This is a genomic window from Streptomyces sp. NPDC008137, assembly GCF_042957035.1.
Taxonomy (GTDB): Bacteria; Actinomycetota; Actinomycetes; order Streptomycetales; family Streptomycetaceae; genus Streptomyces.
In genome coordinates this window covers 30,967-46,719 of sequence record NZ_JBIBHN010000031.1, presented here as the reverse complement: position 1 = coordinate 46,719, position 15,753 = coordinate 30,967, and the positions used below count along the sequence as shown (strand labels likewise).

Annotated in this window: 16 protein-coding genes and 1 pseudogene; 6 read left to right on the top strand and 11 right to left on the bottom strand. The window is 71.2% G+C overall.

The window, feature by feature from the left end; all coding sequences use genetic code 11:
* The first annotated feature begins 218 nt into the window (after positions 1 to 218).
* Together ACFZBT_RS33745 and ACFZBT_RS33740 are read left to right on the top strand one after the other, a co-directional pair.
* A complete protein-coding gene (locus ACFZBT_RS33745) occupies positions 219 to 1,418 on the top strand; it encodes an AAA family ATPase (RefSeq protein WP_391111870.1) in 1,200 nt (399 codons plus the stop codon).
* Positions 1,415 to 3,028: a VWA domain-containing protein gene (locus ACFZBT_RS33740; RefSeq protein WP_391111867.1), complete on the top strand. Its 1,614-nt coding sequence runs from the start codon at positions 1,415 to 1,417 to the stop codon at positions 3,026 to 3,028. The genes ACFZBT_RS33745 and ACFZBT_RS33740 overlap by 4 nt, the downstream gene beginning before the upstream one ends.
* Before the next feature lie 20 nt (positions 3,029 to 3,048).
* On the opposite strand, the gene ACFZBT_RS33735 is transcribed toward ACFZBT_RS33740, so the two are convergent.
* The gene (locus tag ACFZBT_RS33735) at positions 3,049 to 3,420 is read right to left on the bottom strand and encodes a VOC family protein (protein WP_391111865.1); all 372 of its coding nucleotides are present in this window, start codon (positions 3,418 to 3,420) and stop codon (positions 3,049 to 3,051) included.
* Between the two features lie 176 nt (positions 3,421 to 3,596).
* Here ACFZBT_RS33735 and ACFZBT_RS33730 point away from each other — a divergent pair, with 176 nt between their 5' ends.
* Positions 3,597 to 4,244, top strand: a complete 648-nt coding sequence (locus ACFZBT_RS33730; protein WP_391111999.1) for a hypothetical protein — start codon at positions 3,597 to 3,599, stop codon at positions 4,242 to 4,244.
* A 34-nt stretch (positions 4,245 to 4,278) separates the two neighbouring features.
* Here ACFZBT_RS33730 and ACFZBT_RS33725 read toward each other — a convergent pair whose 3' ends face one another.
* Both ACFZBT_RS33725 and ACFZBT_RS33720 read right to left on the bottom strand, forming a co-directional pair.
* Positions 4,279 to 4,422 carry a hypothetical protein gene (locus ACFZBT_RS33725; protein WP_391111862.1) on the bottom strand — a complete coding sequence of 48 codons (144 nt, stop codon included), beginning with the start codon at positions 4,420 to 4,422 and terminating at the stop codon, positions 4,279 to 4,281.
* 110 nt (positions 4,423 to 4,532) lie between these two features.
* Positions 4,533 to 4,832: pseudogene (locus ACFZBT_RS33720) on the bottom strand (class I SAM-dependent methyltransferase); the annotation flags it as partial.
* A gap of 113 nt (positions 4,833 to 4,945) precedes the next feature.
* Here ACFZBT_RS33720 and ACFZBT_RS33715 point away from each other — a divergent pair.
* The 3 genes from ACFZBT_RS33715 to ACFZBT_RS33705 all read left to right on the top strand — a co-directional run bounded on the left by ACFZBT_RS33715 (position 4,946) and on the right by ACFZBT_RS33705 (position 7,319).
* The gene (locus ACFZBT_RS33715) at positions 4,946 to 5,470 is read left to right on the top strand and encodes a DUF2269 domain-containing protein (RefSeq protein ID WP_391111859.1); all 525 of its coding nucleotides are present in this window, start codon (positions 4,946 to 4,948) and stop codon (positions 5,468 to 5,470) included.
* 69 nt (positions 5,471 to 5,539) lie between these two features.
* Complete coding sequence (locus ACFZBT_RS33710; protein ID WP_391111857.1) at positions 5,540 to 6,127, top strand: WHG domain-containing protein; 588 nt, start codon at positions 5,540 to 5,542, stop codon at positions 6,125 to 6,127.
* Between the two features lie 4 nt (positions 6,128 to 6,131).
* Positions 6,132 to 7,319: a GDSL-type esterase/lipase family protein gene (locus tag ACFZBT_RS33705; RefSeq protein ID WP_391111854.1), complete on the top strand. Its 1,188-nt coding sequence runs from the start codon at positions 6,132 to 6,134 to the stop codon at positions 7,317 to 7,319.
* Positions 7,320 to 7,325: 6 nt separating this feature from the next.
* On the opposite strand, the gene ACFZBT_RS33700 is transcribed toward ACFZBT_RS33705, so the two are convergent.
* The 8 genes from ACFZBT_RS33700 to ACFZBT_RS33665 form a co-directional block, all read right to left on the bottom strand.
* A complete protein-coding gene (locus tag ACFZBT_RS33700) occupies positions 7,326 to 7,976 on the bottom strand; it encodes an RraA family protein (RefSeq protein ID WP_391111851.1) in 651 nt (216 codons plus the stop codon).
* Between the two features lie 35 nt (positions 7,977 to 8,011).
* A complete protein-coding gene (locus ACFZBT_RS33695; protein WP_391111848.1) occupies positions 8,012 to 10,027 on the bottom strand; it encodes a HelD family protein in 2,016 nt (671 codons plus the stop codon).
* 51 nt (positions 10,028 to 10,078) lie between these two features.
* On the bottom strand, positions 10,079 to 10,702 hold the full coding sequence (locus tag ACFZBT_RS33690) for a TetR family transcriptional regulator (protein ID WP_391111845.1): 624 nt from the start codon (positions 10,700 to 10,702) through the stop codon (positions 10,079 to 10,081).
* Between the two features lie 175 nt (positions 10,703 to 10,877).
* Positions 10,878 to 11,831, bottom strand: coding sequence for an ATP/GTP-binding protein (locus ACFZBT_RS33685; protein ID WP_391111842.1), 954 nt, complete (start codon positions 11,829 to 11,831; stop codon positions 10,878 to 10,880).
* Positions 11,832 to 11,916: 85 nt separating this feature from the next.
* Positions 11,917 to 12,678: an HAD-IA family hydrolase gene (locus ACFZBT_RS33680; RefSeq protein ID WP_391111839.1), complete on the bottom strand. Its 762-nt coding sequence runs from the start codon at positions 12,676 to 12,678 to the stop codon at positions 11,917 to 11,919.
* Positions 12,675 to 13,739 (bottom strand): phosphotransferase, encoded by a 1,065-nt coding sequence (locus ACFZBT_RS33675; protein WP_391111836.1) that lies wholly within the window; start codon positions 13,737 to 13,739, stop codon positions 12,675 to 12,677. Before ACFZBT_RS33675 ends, ACFZBT_RS33680 begins: the two co-directional genes overlap by 4 nt.
* A gap of 300 nt (positions 13,740 to 14,039) precedes the next feature.
* Positions 14,040 to 14,768 carry an HAD family hydrolase gene (locus ACFZBT_RS33670; RefSeq protein ID WP_391111834.1) on the bottom strand — a complete coding sequence of 243 codons (729 nt, stop codon included), beginning with the start codon at positions 14,766 to 14,768 and terminating at the stop codon, positions 14,040 to 14,042.
* Between the two features lie 29 nt (positions 14,769 to 14,797).
* Positions 14,798 to 15,676 (bottom strand): GntR family transcriptional regulator, encoded by an 879-nt coding sequence (locus tag ACFZBT_RS33665; protein ID WP_391111831.1) that lies wholly within the window; start codon positions 15,674 to 15,676, stop codon positions 14,798 to 14,800.
* Between the last annotated feature and the right edge of the window lie 77 nt (positions 15,677 to 15,753).

The window sequence follows — 15,753 nt, the reverse complement described above, 5'->3', positions numbered from 1 at the left end:
TCCAGCTGGACGGACCGGCCCGCACACCGAGTACGTCCCGGTTCTCCAGGTGGACGAGCACACCCTCGGGCAGGGCGACGGCCAGGGCGCCGAAGACGGGCCGGCCGATCCGCTCCTCTCCGCCGACACACGGCCCACGTAACGCGCGGCCGTCGTAGTTTCGGGGAAGGGAGCCGTCCCGGGCGGCCCAGCACAGCGCCACCGCCGAGGAGTTGAACATGGACGCACACGACGCGCAGGACACCGCCAAGAGGCTGCGGGCGATCGGCGACGAGTTGTCGGAGCGGTTCTACGAGCGGGACGACGTGGTGCGGACGCTGGTGGTGACGCTGCTGGCCGGGCAGCACTCGCTGGTGCTCGGCCCGCCCGGGACGGCGAAGTCGGAACTGGCCCGGGAGCTCACCGGCCGGGTCGAGGGCGCGGCCTACTGGGAGATCCTGCTGTCGAAGTTCACCGCGCCGACGCGGATGTTCGGCCCCATCGACGTCGCCGCGCTCGCCCGGGGCGAGTACCGCCAGGTCTACGACGGCCGTGCCACGACCGCGCATGTCGCCTTCATCGACGAGATCTTCAAGTGCTCCACGGCCGCGCTGAACGAGACCCTGGGCTACCTCAACGAGCGGATCTACCACCCCGAGAACGGCGGCGAGCCGATCCGCTGCCCCCTGATCGGCGCCATCACGGCGAGCAACGAACTGCCCGCCGGAGAGGACTCGGCCGCGATCTACGACCGGCTGCTGGTGCGGATCGAGGTCGGATACCTGGAGGACCCCTCGAACTTCGCCGCGCTGGTCCGCTCCGCCGTCGGCCGCCCGGCGGCACCGGCGCGGACGACCGTCGAACTGGCCTCCTTGCAGCACGCCGTGGCGCAGGCCGTCCCGGCCGTGGACGTCCCCGACGCGATCGTGGACGCGGTGTGCACGCTGCGGGCCGCCCTGCGCCGCAGAGAGCTCGTCGCCTCCGACCGCCGCTGGCGGCAGGCGGTGGGACTGCTCCAGGCGTCCGCGTACCTCGACGGCCGTCCCGAGGTCGCCGAGGCCGATCTGTCGGTGCTGACGCACGTGCTGTGGGACTCCCCCGCGCAGCGCCCGGCCGTCGAGCGCGAGGTGCTGCACCTGGTCAACCCCGACGCCAAGGAGGCGCTCGACCTGGCCGACACCATCGAGGAGCTGGAGGCCCAGCTCGACGCGATGGCCGGGCAGTCGCGTGAGGCGCTGAGCGAGTGGGTCATCAAGCAGGCCCACAACAAGCTGGCCATGGCCGGGAAGCGGCTGGAGAAGCTGCGCGAGGAGGCGGCGGGCGCCGGCCGTTCCACCGCCGCCATCGACCGGGTCACCGGCCGCCAGCGCGCCGTCCGCGCCCGTGTGCTCACCGAGGCCCTCGGGGTGGACGCGAGCATGGTGCAGGCCCAGCTGTGACCGGCGGCGGGCCGCACCGGCTCGAGGAGTTGGCGGCCCTGGGCGGCACGTGGCTGGGCCGGTCCGCCGCCGCCCCCGAGCGGCACACCGGGGCCGTGGTCGCGGACCGGTTCGACCGGATGGCCTGGCGTGACACCTACGACCAGTCGGCCGGGCTGCGCGAACTGGCCGGGGAACTGAGCGACCGCTACGACCACGCCGGAGACCTCCTGACCGACACGTTCCTGGCCGCCTACAAGGTCGGGCCCCGGTTGCGCGAGCCCGATGCCATGGCCCCCTCCCACCTCGTCAATCGCCAGATCATCAGCTCACTGCTGGAGTCCCCGGAGTTCACCGAGCTGCACCGGGAGACGGCTGGCGATCCCTACGCCGCCGCCATGGCCGTACTCGCCCAGGCCGCCGCGCTGCGGGGGCTGCTGGAGCGTACTCGGCAGGCCCGTGAACAGGCCGAGCGGCAGAAGCGGGCCGTGACGGGCGCGGCCGACGCCGTGAGCGGGGCGCTCCGGCGGGCCGCCGACGAGGCCGAGGCGGACGGCACGGTGCCCGCACCGGCCGCCGACGCCGTACGCCGGACGGTCGAAGCCGCCGAGACCGCCGAAGCCGCCGCGCGGCAGACCGCACAGGATGCCGCGCGGGACCTCGCCGCAGCCGCCCCCGGGATCGGTGCCGCCGCACGAACCGCGGCCGCGAAGGCCGCCGCGGCCGTACGCGAGGAGGCCGCGCTGATGCGGGCCTGGGGCGTCGGCCCCGGTGAGCTGGAGCGGATGCCGTTCGGCGACCGCGCCCGGCTCGCCGAACGCCTGCGCACCGGCCGGCTCGCCCAGTGGGCCGAACTGATCGGCCGCTTCCGGCAGATGGCCGGCGGCGAGCGCGCCCGCAAAGTGGAGAACGCCACCGGGGAACTGGTCGGCGTGACCCTCGGCGACGACCTGTCCCGCGTCATCCCCTCCGAACTCGCGAACCTCGGCCTGCCCGAGCTGCGCGCGGTGTTCGCCGTGCGCTACGCCGCCGGGGAGCTGATGCTCTACGACAGCCAGGGGGAACGGGCCACCGGCCGGGGCGCGATCATCGCCTGCGTGGACACCTCGCACTCCATGTACGAGGCGGGGCCGGGCGGCATCACCCGGGAGGCGTGGGCCAAGGCGTGCGCGCTGGCACTGCTGGACCAGGCCCGCCACGAGGGGCGCGACTTCGTCGGCATCCTGTTCTCCGCCGCCGACAGGCTGAAGGTCTTCCGCTTCCCGGCCGACGAGCCCGCGGGCATCGCCCGGACCCTCGACTTCGCGGAGACCTTCCTCGGCGGCGGCACCAGCTACCAGCGGCCGTTGTCGGCGGCCGCCGATCTGCTGGAGGAGGAGTTCAACGACGCCTCCCGCAGGCGCGGCGACATCGTGATGATCACCGACGACGACTGCGGCGTCACCGAGGAGTGGACACGCGGCTGGAACGAGTCCAAGCACCGGCTGGGTTTCCGGCTCTTCGGCGTGGCCGTCGGCGCCCCGCGCGTCGCCGAGACGGACTCGGTCCTGGACACCCTGTGCGACAACCTCCGCGCGGTGGAGGACTTCACGGATGTCCAGGCGGCCGCGGACCTCTTCAGGGTGATCTGACGCCGGTCACGACACACTGGTCACGACAGCCCCCCGACGATGCAGAAGGGATGCCCGGCCGGATCCGTGAGCACCCGCCATCTGTCCTCCTGCGGCTGATCCGGTTTACCCGCCCCCAGCTCCAGCAGCCGGGCCTCGGCCTCATCGACGTCCACGACCCTGAAACAGCAGTGCAATTGCTGCGGAACGACCTGGCCGGGCCAGTTCGGAGCCCGGTAGTCGTCGACCCGCTGGAACCCGATGTTGAACCCGCCCTCACCGTCCAGCGCCGCGAACTCGGCGTCCGATTGCGGGTGGAGCCCCAGTCCGGTGGCTTCCTGATAGAACGCCGCCAGGGCGAGCGGATCAGGGCAGTCCAAGGTGATCGCGCTCAACTTCATCAGCGGGGTCATGTCGCCTCCGTGCCGATCGCTGGGGACTCTGGCCCTGCACACCCTAGAAGCGGATGGTCGCAAAATCGTTCGACGAATCGGGTCCGGGACGGCCATGATCCGCCCTCGTGACGACTTCGCAGAATCTCCCGCTCCTCCGGGCCGCCGCCCGGAACAACGCCGAGTGGTGCGCGGCGATGTGCCGGGCGCACGGGGGAACGAGTGAGTTCGGGGCCGAAGCCTGGGCCGCCCCGGTGCGGACGCCGCTCTACTACCCCGACGCCGTGACGCTGGAGCCGGACGCCGACGTGGACGCGCTCTTGGCGCGGATCGACACGGCCTCGCCCGGCGCCTCGGTCAAGGACAGCTTCGCCGACCTCGACTTGGCGGAGGCCGGATTCCGGGTGCTGTTCGAGGCGCAGTGGATCCACCGTCCGGCGGAGGCACCCGCACCCGTAGCCACCCTCGCCTGGGACGTCGTGGGCGATCCGGACTCGCTGCGCGCCTGGGCACTGGCCTGGGACGACGGGGCCGGGGACGCGGACCTGTTCCAGCCCGGGCTGCTCGCCGACCCGGAGACCTTCGTGATCCTCGGGCGGGCCGCGGACGGCCGTATCACCGCCGGAGCGGTCGCGACCCGCAGCAAGCAGGTGGTCGGCGTCTCCAACGTCTTCGGGCGGAACGGCGGGCCCGACGCCGCTTGGCCGGTCGTCCTGCACGCGCTCGCCCAGCTCTTCCCGGCCCGGCCCGTCGTCGGCTACGAGCAGGGCGACGATCTGGCGGCTGCCCTCCGGCACGGCTTCGAGCCGCTCGGCCCGTTGCGGGTGTGGACACACGCCGGGTAGTCGGCCGGTTCGCCACCGCTTGGCTGACCTCAGTTCACTGCCAGAAGACCTCCTCGACGACGATCTGAGGATCCTCAGTGCGTCGGATGAAGGTGTAGGTCATCCAGCCGTGCCCGTTGTCGAAGAGGAGGATGCGGGATCCCTTCGACCTGCTGGACCGCAGTGGCCGGACCTTCATGCCGTCGGGAAGATCGGCGTCGCCGTCGATGCCCCGGAATCAGGGGTCCGTTGCCGTGACCAGCTCGGCCCGCGCGGCGTCGACCGTCTTCCGCACGTTCTCAGGCAGGCAGAGCCGACGGTGAAACGGAGTTCCGGGTAGGCCGCCCGGGCCAGTCCGACCATCCCCGGCGACACGTCCACGCCGAACACCGGCACTCCCAGGGCGGCCAGGTGTGCTGTCACCTTTCCAGGACCGCGGCCCAGGTCGGCGACCGGCCCAAGGGGCGCTGCGAGTTCGGCGAAGGCGGACAGCATCGCGCGGGACACCGGGTCCAGCTCGGCCGGTTCCTCGACGAGTCGGGCGCAGTCGGCGGCGACGGTGTCGTAGGCCCCTCGGACGGCGGGGAGGTGGGAGGGCGGCTCGGTCATGCCGCGAAGCCAGACGACGGCGCTGACACCCACCCCCGTACGCCGACGCCAGTACGCCGGATTACTCCCGCCGTGAGACGACCTCGCCCCGCCGCACCGGCAGCGTGTCCCCCATGACTCCGAAACTCAGCCGCCCCGCCCGCCGGGCCGCCCTGGTCGTCCACGTCACCGCCTCCGCGAGCTGGCTCGGGCTCACGCTGGGGCTGCTCGCGCTCGGAGCCACCGCTGCCACCACCGGGTCCGCCGTGACCGTGGAGGCGTCCGTCCGGGCGATGAAGCTCTTCGCCGACTGGCTGCTGCTCCCCGTCGCGTTCCTCACGCTCCTCAGCGGTCTGGTGCTGTCGCTGGGGACCGCGTGGGGTCTGGCGCGGCACCGGTGGGTCTGCACGAAGTTCTGGCTGACCCTCGCCACGACCACCGCCACGGTGTTCGCCCTGCGCCCGGGAGTGAACGCCGCGGTCGCCGCCGTCGCCGCGGGCGGTCCGCTGCCCGACGCCGGGGACGTGCTGATGGGGCCGGTCGTCTCGCTGTCCGCCTACGTCTTCATGACGGTGATCTCGCTGCTGAAGCCCTGGGGCCTGACGAGGCGGGGCAGGAGGCTGCGGACGCCCGCCCGGCGCACCCTCCAGGGCGCCTAAGGCAAAACCCTACTTGCCTAAAGACTTTAGCCAGATGCACAATCCCTTCAGGCAGAAGGGAGAGGCCATATGGCACGCGTGGGACTCACACCCGAGCGACTGACCGAGGCAGGCGCGGAACTCGCCGACGAGGTCGGCTTCGACCAGGTGACCGTCTCGGCGCTCGCCCGGCGGTTCGACGTCAAGGTCGCGAGCCTGTACTCGCACGTGAGGAACTCCCAGGACCTCCGGACCAGGATCGCCCTGCTGGCGCTCGCGGAAATGGCCGACCGGGCCGCCGACGCCCTGGCCGGACGGGCCGGCAAGGACGCCCTGCGCGCCCTCGCCGACGTCTACCGCGACTACGCCCGGGAACACCCCGGCCGCTGGGCCGCCGCCCAGCTGCGGCTCGACCCGCGGACGGCGGCCGCGAGCGCGGGCGTCCGGCACTCCCAGATGACCCGGGCGCTGCTGCGCGGCTACGACCTGACGGAACCGGACCAGACCCACGCGGTCCGCCTGCTGGGCAGCGTCTTCCACGGGTACGTCAGCCTGGAGCTCGGCGGCGGGTTCAGCCACAGCGCCCCCGGCACCGACGACACCTGGGTCCGGATCATCGACGCCCTCGACACGCTGCTGCGCAACTGGCCCGCACCCCCCACGGATCCCCGAGGCTGACACCATGCACACCGAGCACACCGAGCACGACTGGATCACCACGCCGCTCACGGCGGACCTGCTGCGCGGCGCCCTCGACCTGGAGCGCACCGAGCACGGCCTGCTCCCGCACCGGCTGCCCGCCCGGGCCCGCGCCCAGAACGACAACGCCCAGCTGGCCATGGCCGAGGCCCAGCCCTCCGGCGTACGGCTGGTCTTCCGTACCGCCGCGACGGCCGTCGAACTCGACACCCTGCGCACCAAGCGCGACTACGTCGGCTTCCCGTCCCGGCCGGACGGCCTGTACGACCTGCTCGTCGACGGCCGCCCGGCCGGCCAGGCCTCCGGAACCGGCGGCAACGTCCTCACGGTCGACATGGCCACCTGGGCCGGCGAGGTCACACCGGGCCCGGTGGGCACCGTTCGCTTCACCGGTCTGGCCGCGGGCGAGAAGGACGTCGAGATCTGGCTGCCGCACAACGAGACCACCGAGCTCGTCGCCCTGCGCACCGACGCGCCCGTGGTGCCCCTGCCGGACCGGGGCCGCAGGGTGTGGCTGCACCACGGCAGTTCGATCAGCCACGGCTCCGACGCCGCGAGCCCCACGGCCGTCTGGCCCGCGATCGCCGCGTCCCTGGGCGGTGTGGAACTGGTCAACCTCGGCTTCGGCGGCAGCGCGATGCTCGACCCGTTCACCGCGCGTGCCATGCGGGACACCCCGGCTGACCTGATCAGCGTCAAGGTGGGTATCAACATCGTCAACGGGGACGTGATGCGGCTGCGCGCCTTCGGCCCGGCCGTGCACGGCTTCCTCGACACGATCCGAGACGGGCACCCCGACACCCCGCTGCTGGTCGTCTCCCCCATCCACTGCGCGATCCACGAGGACACCCCCGGCCCCACCGCCCCGGACCTCAGCGAGATCGAGAAGGGACGGCTGCTGTTCGCCGCCATGGGCGACCCGGCGGAGACGGCAACCGGGAAGCTCACGCTCGGCGTCATCCGGGAGGAACTGGCCCGGATCGTGCGGCAGCGCGCGGCCGACGACCCGAACCTCCACTACCTCGACGGCCTCGCCCTCTACGGCGAGTCCGACGCCGCCGAACTCCCCCTCCCCGACCACGTCCACCCGGACGCCGCGACCCACCGCCGCATCGGCGAACGCTTCGGCGCCCTGGCCTTCACCGGGAAAGGCCCCTTCGCGGAACGCTGAGCCTGCTCAGCCCCCGAAGCCTCCGAAGCCCCCGGCCCCCTCGAAGCCCTGTTCCGCAAGGATCTTGTCGATGCGCGCCCGGTGGGCCGACTCCCAGTCGTCCAGGGTCTCCGCGGCCTCCTTCGCCAGCTTGGCGCGGGCCGCGGTGAGCACCTCCGCGCGGCGGGCCCCGGGCACCACCACGACGCCCTCCTCGTCGGCGACGACCATGTCACCCGGGTCGACGGCCACCCCGCCGCAGGTCACCCGCTCGCGGAGCGGCCGTGCGGCGGCCTTGGTGCCCGGGATGGGGATGACCCCGCGAGCGAACACCGGGAAGCGGGCCTCCCGCACTTCGGCGAGGTCGCGGATCAGCCCGTCGAGGACGAACGCGGCGACGCCGCGGCGCTGTGCGACGGCGCAGACGTTGCCACCGGCCAGCGCGTAGTCCAGATCGCCCGACTCCACGACGACGACCGAGCCGGGCTCGGCACGGTGGATGGCGGCGTGCAGCATCAGGTTGTCCCCGGGAGGACACCGCACGGTGAAGGCCTGCCCGGCCACCCGCGGCACCGGCCCCCACAGGGGCCGGACCCCGATGTCCATGACCTGCCCGCGGCCCAGCAGATCGGCCAGCGTGGTGGTGGGGATGTCCGTGAACGCGTCTGTGTCAGCCATGACTCGGACCCTAGCCACCCCGCACGCGCCCGTGGCTAGAACGGCAGCGGCCTCCCGTGCACCACGTCCAGCCTCGTCACCGCCCGCGTCAGCACCACGTACAACCGGTGCAGCCCCCGTGCCTCCGCCTCGGCGATCGCCGCCGGCTCGACGGCCACGACATGGTCGTACTCGAGTCCCTTGACCACGCTCGCCGGCACCAGGGCCACCCGCGCGCCGAGTTCCCCGGGCCCCGCCGCCTCGACACCGGCCGCCTCCAGGGCTGCCCGCACCCGGGGCAGGTCCGCGTCCGCCGCGACGACCCCGACCGAGCCCTCCTGCTCCAAGGCGTCCCGTACGGCGTCCACGACCGCCGCGGGCACCCCGTCCGGATCCGTCGCCCGCAGCCGCAACTCCCCGTCCCCGCGCAGCGAACGGGCCTCCGGCACATCCACGTCCAGCCGCTCCAGCAGCCGGTTGGCGAGGCCTACGACGGCACGCGGCACACGGAAGCCGACGGTCAGCCCGACCACGGCCGCGTCCGGTTTCCCCAGGTGCGCCAGGACAGTCGGCCACGACCGCGCCGCCCACGGCGTCGTCCCCTGCGCCAGATCGCCCAGCACCGTCAGCGAACCGAAGGGCGCCCGGCGGGCGATGGCCCGGCACTCCATCGGGGACAGGTCCTGCGCCTCGTCGACGACGACATGCCCATACCCCGCCGGGTGCTCGATCAACCCGGCCACCTCGTCGAGCAGCACCAGATCGGCGGCGGACCAGCGCGCCGACTTCCACGACCGGGGCGGCTTCCGCCACAGCAGCGCCCGCTGCTCGGCGCCGTCCAGCAGCCCGTCGGCCGCCCCCGCCAACACCTCGCGATCGGTGAGCAGTTCGGCCACGACCTCCTCCGGCCGCACCCGGGGCCAGACCGCGTCGAGGTACGCGGACACCGGCCGCGCCCGCTCGACCCGGCGCACCCAGGCGTTCGCCGGCGGCCCGGCCCGCCGCTCCACCCGCTCGCGCAGACACCGCACGATCCGCGCCCGCACCCGCTCCCGCCCGACCCCGTACGGCGGTTCCTCCTGCCGTACGTCCGCGACGATCCGCGTCAGCTCAGCCTCCGGCACCCGCCAGCGGTACGACCCGTCCGGCACGGCGAGCGAGCCCGCCCCCGCGGTGCGCACGCGCGCGTACAGCGCCCGCCGCAGCACCTCCGCCATCCGGGCGTCGTGCTTGACGACGCCGGCGGACTCGTCGTCGATCCCGCGGACCGGCCACCCGGCGATCTCCTCGACGAGCGTCGACTGCCGCACCCCCGTCTCGCCGAGGGCCGGCAGCACCTCCGCGATGTACGACAGGAACGTGCGGTTGGGCCCGAGGATCAGCAGACCGCCGCGCCGGATGCGCTGCGGGTGCGTGTAGAGCAGATACGCGGCGCGGTGCAAGCCCACGGCCGTCTTGCCGGTGCCCGGCGCGCCCTGCACGCACACCGACAGCGTGAGGTCCCCGCGTACGAGGTCGTCCTGCTCGGGCTGGATGGTCGCGGCGATGTCCCGCATGGGCCCGACGCGAGGCCGTTCGATCTCCCGGGCGACGATCCGGCTGGCCCGGCTCTCCCCCTGCCCCAGGTGCTCGTCCTCCAGGCCGGTGAGGTCGCCGGAGTACCCGCGGCTGCCGGGCGCCCACCCGAACCGCCGGCGTACGGCGACGCCCTGCGGGTCATGGGCGGAGGCCTGGTAGAAGGCGCGCGAGACGGGTGCGCGCCAGTCGACGACGAGGGGCGGTTCGGCGGGGTGCTCGGAGATCCGCAGCCGCCCGATGTGCAACTGCCCCTCCTCCCCCTGCAGCGCCCCGAAGAACAAGGGCCCCTCGGGCAGTTCCCGCAAGGCCTTGGCATGGCTGCGCAGCCGGTACCCGAGCACCTCCGCGTCGGCACCGGAGGCCGAGACGTCCTCCCCGATGACGACCTGTTCACCGGCGCCCTCGACCATCGCGGCGAGGGCGGCCCGGCAGCGCTCGTGATGGGCGCGTTCCCGGTCGAGTACGTGCTGAAGGGCAGGCTCGGTCGACGTCATTCCACCGAGCCTAGAGCAAAAACGTAACCGAGTTAAATTTATTACTCAGAATCACCCGGGCTCACCCCGGAACCGTGCCGGCAACCCGGCCGCCAGCCACCCGAACGCCCGCCCCGCCGCCGCCACCGCGTCCGCCCGCACGTCAGCCACCCGCTCCCCCGCCGCGATCCGCCGCCAGTTCTCCAGCGCGAGCACCCGCAGTACGGCCATGATCTGCCCGGCCGCCAGCCGCGCGTCCAGATCGCCCCCGAGCACCTCGGCCAGCGCGGCCTCCGACCGCTCCTGGTGCGTGTGCGCGCGGGCGACCAGGGAGGGCGCCCCATAGAGCAGGGCATGGAAGGCGAGCACCTGCGGATGGTCGTTGAGCCCGGTCACGGGGTCACTCCGCTCCAGCCCGTCCAGAAAGTGCCGCCGCAACGCCTCCACCGGTGCCCCCTCCGCCCCGGCCACCACCCGCGCGGCCTCCCCCTCGTGGTCGGCGATCCGGTACAGCACCAGATCCTCCTTGGCCGGGAAGTACCGGAACAGCGTCGGCTTGGAGATCTCGGCCGCCGCCGCCACCTCGGCGACGGACACCGCGTCGAACCCTCTCTCCAGAAAGAGGCGGATGGCGGTGTCCGACACGGTCTGGTACATCCGCCGCTTCTTGCGTTCGCGGAGGCCGGTGTCACTCATGACCAGAGCCTACGGCGGTCAGGGTCAGGGCAGCACCTCGCCGGACAGAGGTCGGGGTCGAAGGCACAGGCGGGCTTCCACCTGCGCACCCACGTCACCCGAACCACCCGAACCACCCGAACCACCCGAACCACCCGACGATCCTGAGCTCATCAGAGACGCTGCTCCTGTCGCCTCAGGAGACCTCCGGCCGCCCCGGCGTCGTGCCGGACAGTTCTGTGGTGAACGTACGCGCGCGCTTCCAGAGGGTGCCGAACAGATCCACGCGCCGCTTGACGATCTCCCGTGCCTCGTCGCCGTCGTCCTTGGCCCAGCGGGTCAGCAAGGAGTCGTAGCCTTGTGGATCCAGGACGTGACCGCGTCTCGGGTCGACCTTGTCGTAGATGCCCTCGTACACGACGTCTTCGTTGATGAAGTAGAGCTTGAGCCAGGGCGACATGTGAAGCACGCGGAACTCGACGCGCAGAGTCCCCTGGCCGTTGCGGTTCATACGCTCCGCCTGGTCCTTCAGCCACTCCTCGTGGGTGGCGATTCGGCGCACGAGGCTCGCCCGGAATCCGGGAGCGTCACCGGCCTTGCCGTCCGCGCCCACCCGGCCTGGAAACTCGATCTCCTTGGTGAAGTCCGGTATGAGGACGCGAAGTGCGATGGTGCGTCCGGCGCGCTGAGGCAGCCCTGGGAGTATGCGCTTGACCAGGGGGTCCGCGAACGTCTCGCCGGTGAACCCCAGCATCGAGAGTGTGACGTGTTTCTCGCGTTCAAGAACGTTTTTGAACTGTGCCTCCAGCGCCGTGGGCGGGACTCCGCGCGGGCGGAGCGCCTGGTTCAGGCGCCGTACTTCCTCATCCAGCCTCTGCGTCACGGACTGCAGTTCCGCCTCTGCCCGCCGCTGCTCGGAGTGCCCCGCGTTGAGACGCTGAACCTCGGCGTAGAGCACGTACCCGACCACTGTGAGCAGCGCGCCGCCCAGGTAGACCTTGTCCTGCAGGGCGTCACCGACGGGCTTCACGAACTGGGCCACCAGTCCGACCACGAACACGGCGAACAGGAAGAGCCTCGTGACCGTGGGCTCCGCGCGCCCCCACCCGGCTGCCAGTCTCCTGGTCCACGACGAGCCTGGGTCCGACACCGATTCCCCCCGCGGGCCAGCGATTTGAGTCGAGCCAGCCTCATCGTGCCCTGCCGGACGGGCGACCAGGAAGAGTCCTACGTCATCACCACGGAATCATGGTTGAGAAGTGGTCGAAGCGGGACAGCACGACAGGCGCACCCGCCTCCCAAAGCTCTTTCGCCTCATCCGCATCACGCGCGTATCCCACGAACTTCACACCGGCCTTCTCGGCCGCGGCGAGGTCCGTCACCGTGTCCCCGAACATCAGCGCGTCCCCCGCGTCCGCACCCAGCACCCGCAGGGCGCGGTCCAGACAGTCGGGGTGGGGTTTGAGCCGCCTGGGGTTGTCGGTACGGCCGTAGAGGTGGTCTGCGAAGCAACGGCGAAGGCGCATCCGACGCAAGTACATGTCGACGGCGCCCGGGGAGTTGTTGGTGGTGATGGCGATCCGCACGCCCTCCTTCGCCAGGCGCCGGACCAGCGCGCTCGCCCCGCGCGTGGGCGGCGCGCTCTGCGCCGCTTCCCTCTCCCCCTCAACGAGCCGCGCCTCCAGCGCCGCCACCAGATCACTTCCAGGAAGCGCCAGGTCCACGGCCCGCAGTACGTCCTGGGGGTCGATGGACACCAGCGTCGCCGGTGGCAGGAGGTCCAGCGCGTCCTGCTCCGCGACAATCCCCCGCAGGGCATCCGCCAGTGGCTTAGAGGACCTGTCGGGGAACAGCCGGCACAAGGGCCCGTCGAAGTCGAACAGGACGCAACGTCCGTTCACGATCTGCTTCGCGGCATCCAGCAGCAGATCCTCGTCGTCAAGCCTCCTCACCTGCGTGGTTGCGTGATTCCGCGCGAGGTTCCGGCGTACGGTCATGGCGCGGCCCTCGGCGCGGTCGTCATGTGCCACTCCCGGAGGGCTTCCAGGATCTGCTCCAAGTCCGGCACCTCCACCAGCATCAGCGGTTCACGTGCCCGCCCCATGGCTCGGCTCACCCGCTCCGCCGCCGCCTGGAAGTGCGCCTTCTCCGCATCATCCGGCAGTGCGAGAGCCGCACGCATGACGTCGGGGAACACAGACTGGGCGTATTCGAAGGCCAGGTAGGTCTCCAGATCCTTGTCCAGGCCGCTGGTCAGATCGTGGTAGTCGGCCTCAGTCATCGCCTGGGCCCACAGGTCGGTCATCACTGCCTGTTCCTGTTTGCCGTACCCCATGCGCACCATATGAGTCGCGAGATCATGAAGCGGGTCCCCGCATATGGCCAACTCCCAGTCGATCACGGAGATTCGCCCTCGTCGCACCAGGACATTGGCACGGTGGACGTCGGTGTGCAGGAGCCTGAACGGCCGGGATGTCAGACCCTGGTGGTTCTCCTTGAACGTCGCCATCGCGCCCCGGGGGATGCCCACCGCGTCGAAAAGGCCACCGAAGCGATGCCGGTTCGGCTGGTGGACGCGTTGCTCGGTGAAATCGATGAGCCAGTGCAGGAAGGCCTGGCTGTCGCCGTCGGCCGGCCAGTCCTCGGGGGGCGGCGGGAGCTCCTCGACCGGCACCTTGGCAGCCCTGACGAAGAACGCGGCGAACTCGCGCATCAGCTTGTCGTCGATGACACCGTCAAAGTTCCGGTCGCTGAGTACCTTGCCCCTGCGATACCGGTGCAGGGAGCGGTCGCCCAGCACGGCGCGGCAGCGCGGCACCTCACGCAGATGCCTGCAGACGACCTCGAGGACATCCGCCTCACATGGCCAGATGCGCGGGACGACCTCGATCGTGTTGAGTGGCACCCGGTACTTGAATCGCGTGTACGGCACGGCACCGATCAGCAGCGCCAGCAACAGCCCCACACGTAGCACGTAGTTGGTGTTGTGGTGCCCCTTGAGCACCTTTCCCGTGCCCTGGAGCCGGCGAGACTCCAAAAGGCTGTGCGCGAGCGACAAGCGCGCTCCATGTTGCTGAGGGGGCACGATGGCCGAGACTAGCGCCTCACGCTGATGAACATGTCGGCATGTGCACAATCTTCCGATCCTTGTGGCCCGTCAACAAACGCATTCGTGCACGTCCGGGCGACGATCGCCGGTTTGCCCCGACTCATTCGGTTGGACGACCGCACGAGCGAGACAACCCGTTCGGAGCCTAATCCAGCCAGACGGAGGTCCGGACAGACCCGATACGAGGAAGCAGGCAGGTGGGCCGGTTGCCTGGCAGGCGAGCCCGGACTGCAGGTGAAGGCGTGCCTGTCACACAGGAGTGCCGCCTACGCGCAGCAGCGTCAGCAGCGGCTCCAGGGACGTCAGGACCACCCCGGCCCCGGCGTTCTTCAGGAGCTTTGCCTTGCGTTCGTTGCGGGCGTAGCCCAGGAACGGCACCCCGGCGTGGGACGCCGCCTCGTGGTCGGAGGGTGTGTCGCCGACCATCAGGGCGTCGGACGGGGCCGCGCCCATCGCGCTCAGCGCCCGGTTGAGGCAGTGCGGGTCCGGCTTCAGATGACGCAGTTCCCGGGTGCGGCCGTAGATGTGGGGCTGGAAGCAGCCGACGAGGCCGCGGCCCGTGAGGTACTCGACGACCACGAGCGGGGAGTTGTTGGTGGTGATCGCCAGCCGGGCCCCCACCGCGGTCCAGGTGCGGATCAGCGGGTCCGCGTACGCGGTCGGCATCGCCGAGGACGCGGCCAGCCGTTCCTCCTGGGTCAGACGCGCCTCCAGATCGGCGACCAGATCACTGCCGGGGTGCCGGCGGTCCACGGCGCGCAGCACCACGTGCGGGTCGAGGGACTCCCGCTCGCCCTCCGTCAGCAGCCCGTGCAGCCCATGGCCCTCCAGCCAGGACACCAGGTCGCTCGCCACCCGTTCCGCCGAATGATTGGCGAACAGCCGGCAGATGGGCCCGTCGAAGTCCCACAGCACGACGCGGGCGCGTCTGATCAGGTTCCGGAGTTCGTGCGGATCCGTTTCCGTCTGGACTGTCACCGCACCGGTCCGCGTCGTATCAGAAGTCACTAGGAGAGTGTCAGGTCCGTCGTGATGGTTGCCCAGAGGGCGTCGAACCACTTCTGGGATTCCTGGACGAACGCCGCGTCCCGCTGACCCGATCGCTTCACGAAGGAGAAGAGAAGCGAGTGGGAGCCCAGCGCGTCGTACATGTCCAGGGTCTGGCTGCCCCACTCCTCCTCGCGCCTGGTCAGCATGTAGTAGCCGATCAGCGCCTCCTCCTGGTTGAGGAGGTACAGCTTCACCGGCGGGGTGAAGGGCAGCGCGCGGAACGTGACGTGGACGTCGATGCCGTGCGTGGAGCGCAGGGCCAGGAAATTGTGCTGGAGGACCTGCCCCTGGGCGTTGCGCATGGACAGCCAGCGCTGGTGGACCGGGTTGTCGTCGCCGTGCGCCTCCACGGGGACGGGGAAGGCCAGCTCGATGTCCCGGGAGGGCACGAGGATGCGGACGTCGATCGACTCGGGGTGGATACGGCCCTCGTGGATCAGGCGGAGCGGTTCGCCGATGGCGACCATCAGGGTCTCCGCCGTGTGGCAGACCACGTCCACACGGACGCGGCGCGCCGAGAACGCCTCCGTGAGGCGGGGCGCCAGGCCGACCATCGTCGGCTGGGGCTCGCCCCGGGCCGGAGCGGGCGCGGCGATCCGCGGGGGGCTGCCCTTGCTGACGTTGGTGAGGAGACCGTCCTCCTGGAGTGCCCGCAGGGCCTGGCGGACGGCGCCGCGTTCCACACCGAACTCCTCCGCGAGGTCGGCCTGGGTGGGCAGGCGGTCCCCGGGCTTGAGCTCACCCGTGCGGATGCGTTCCCGCAGGTGGTCGGCGATCTCCTGGGGCGAGAACCTTCTGCTGCCGTTCACTGCCACGTTCTCCTGGGTCACGACCAAACGCTACAACTTTGATCCATCTGGCGGGAGTTGTTTGAAAGTTGTTTATGACTAGGGGCCAAGTGGGGACAACTTAA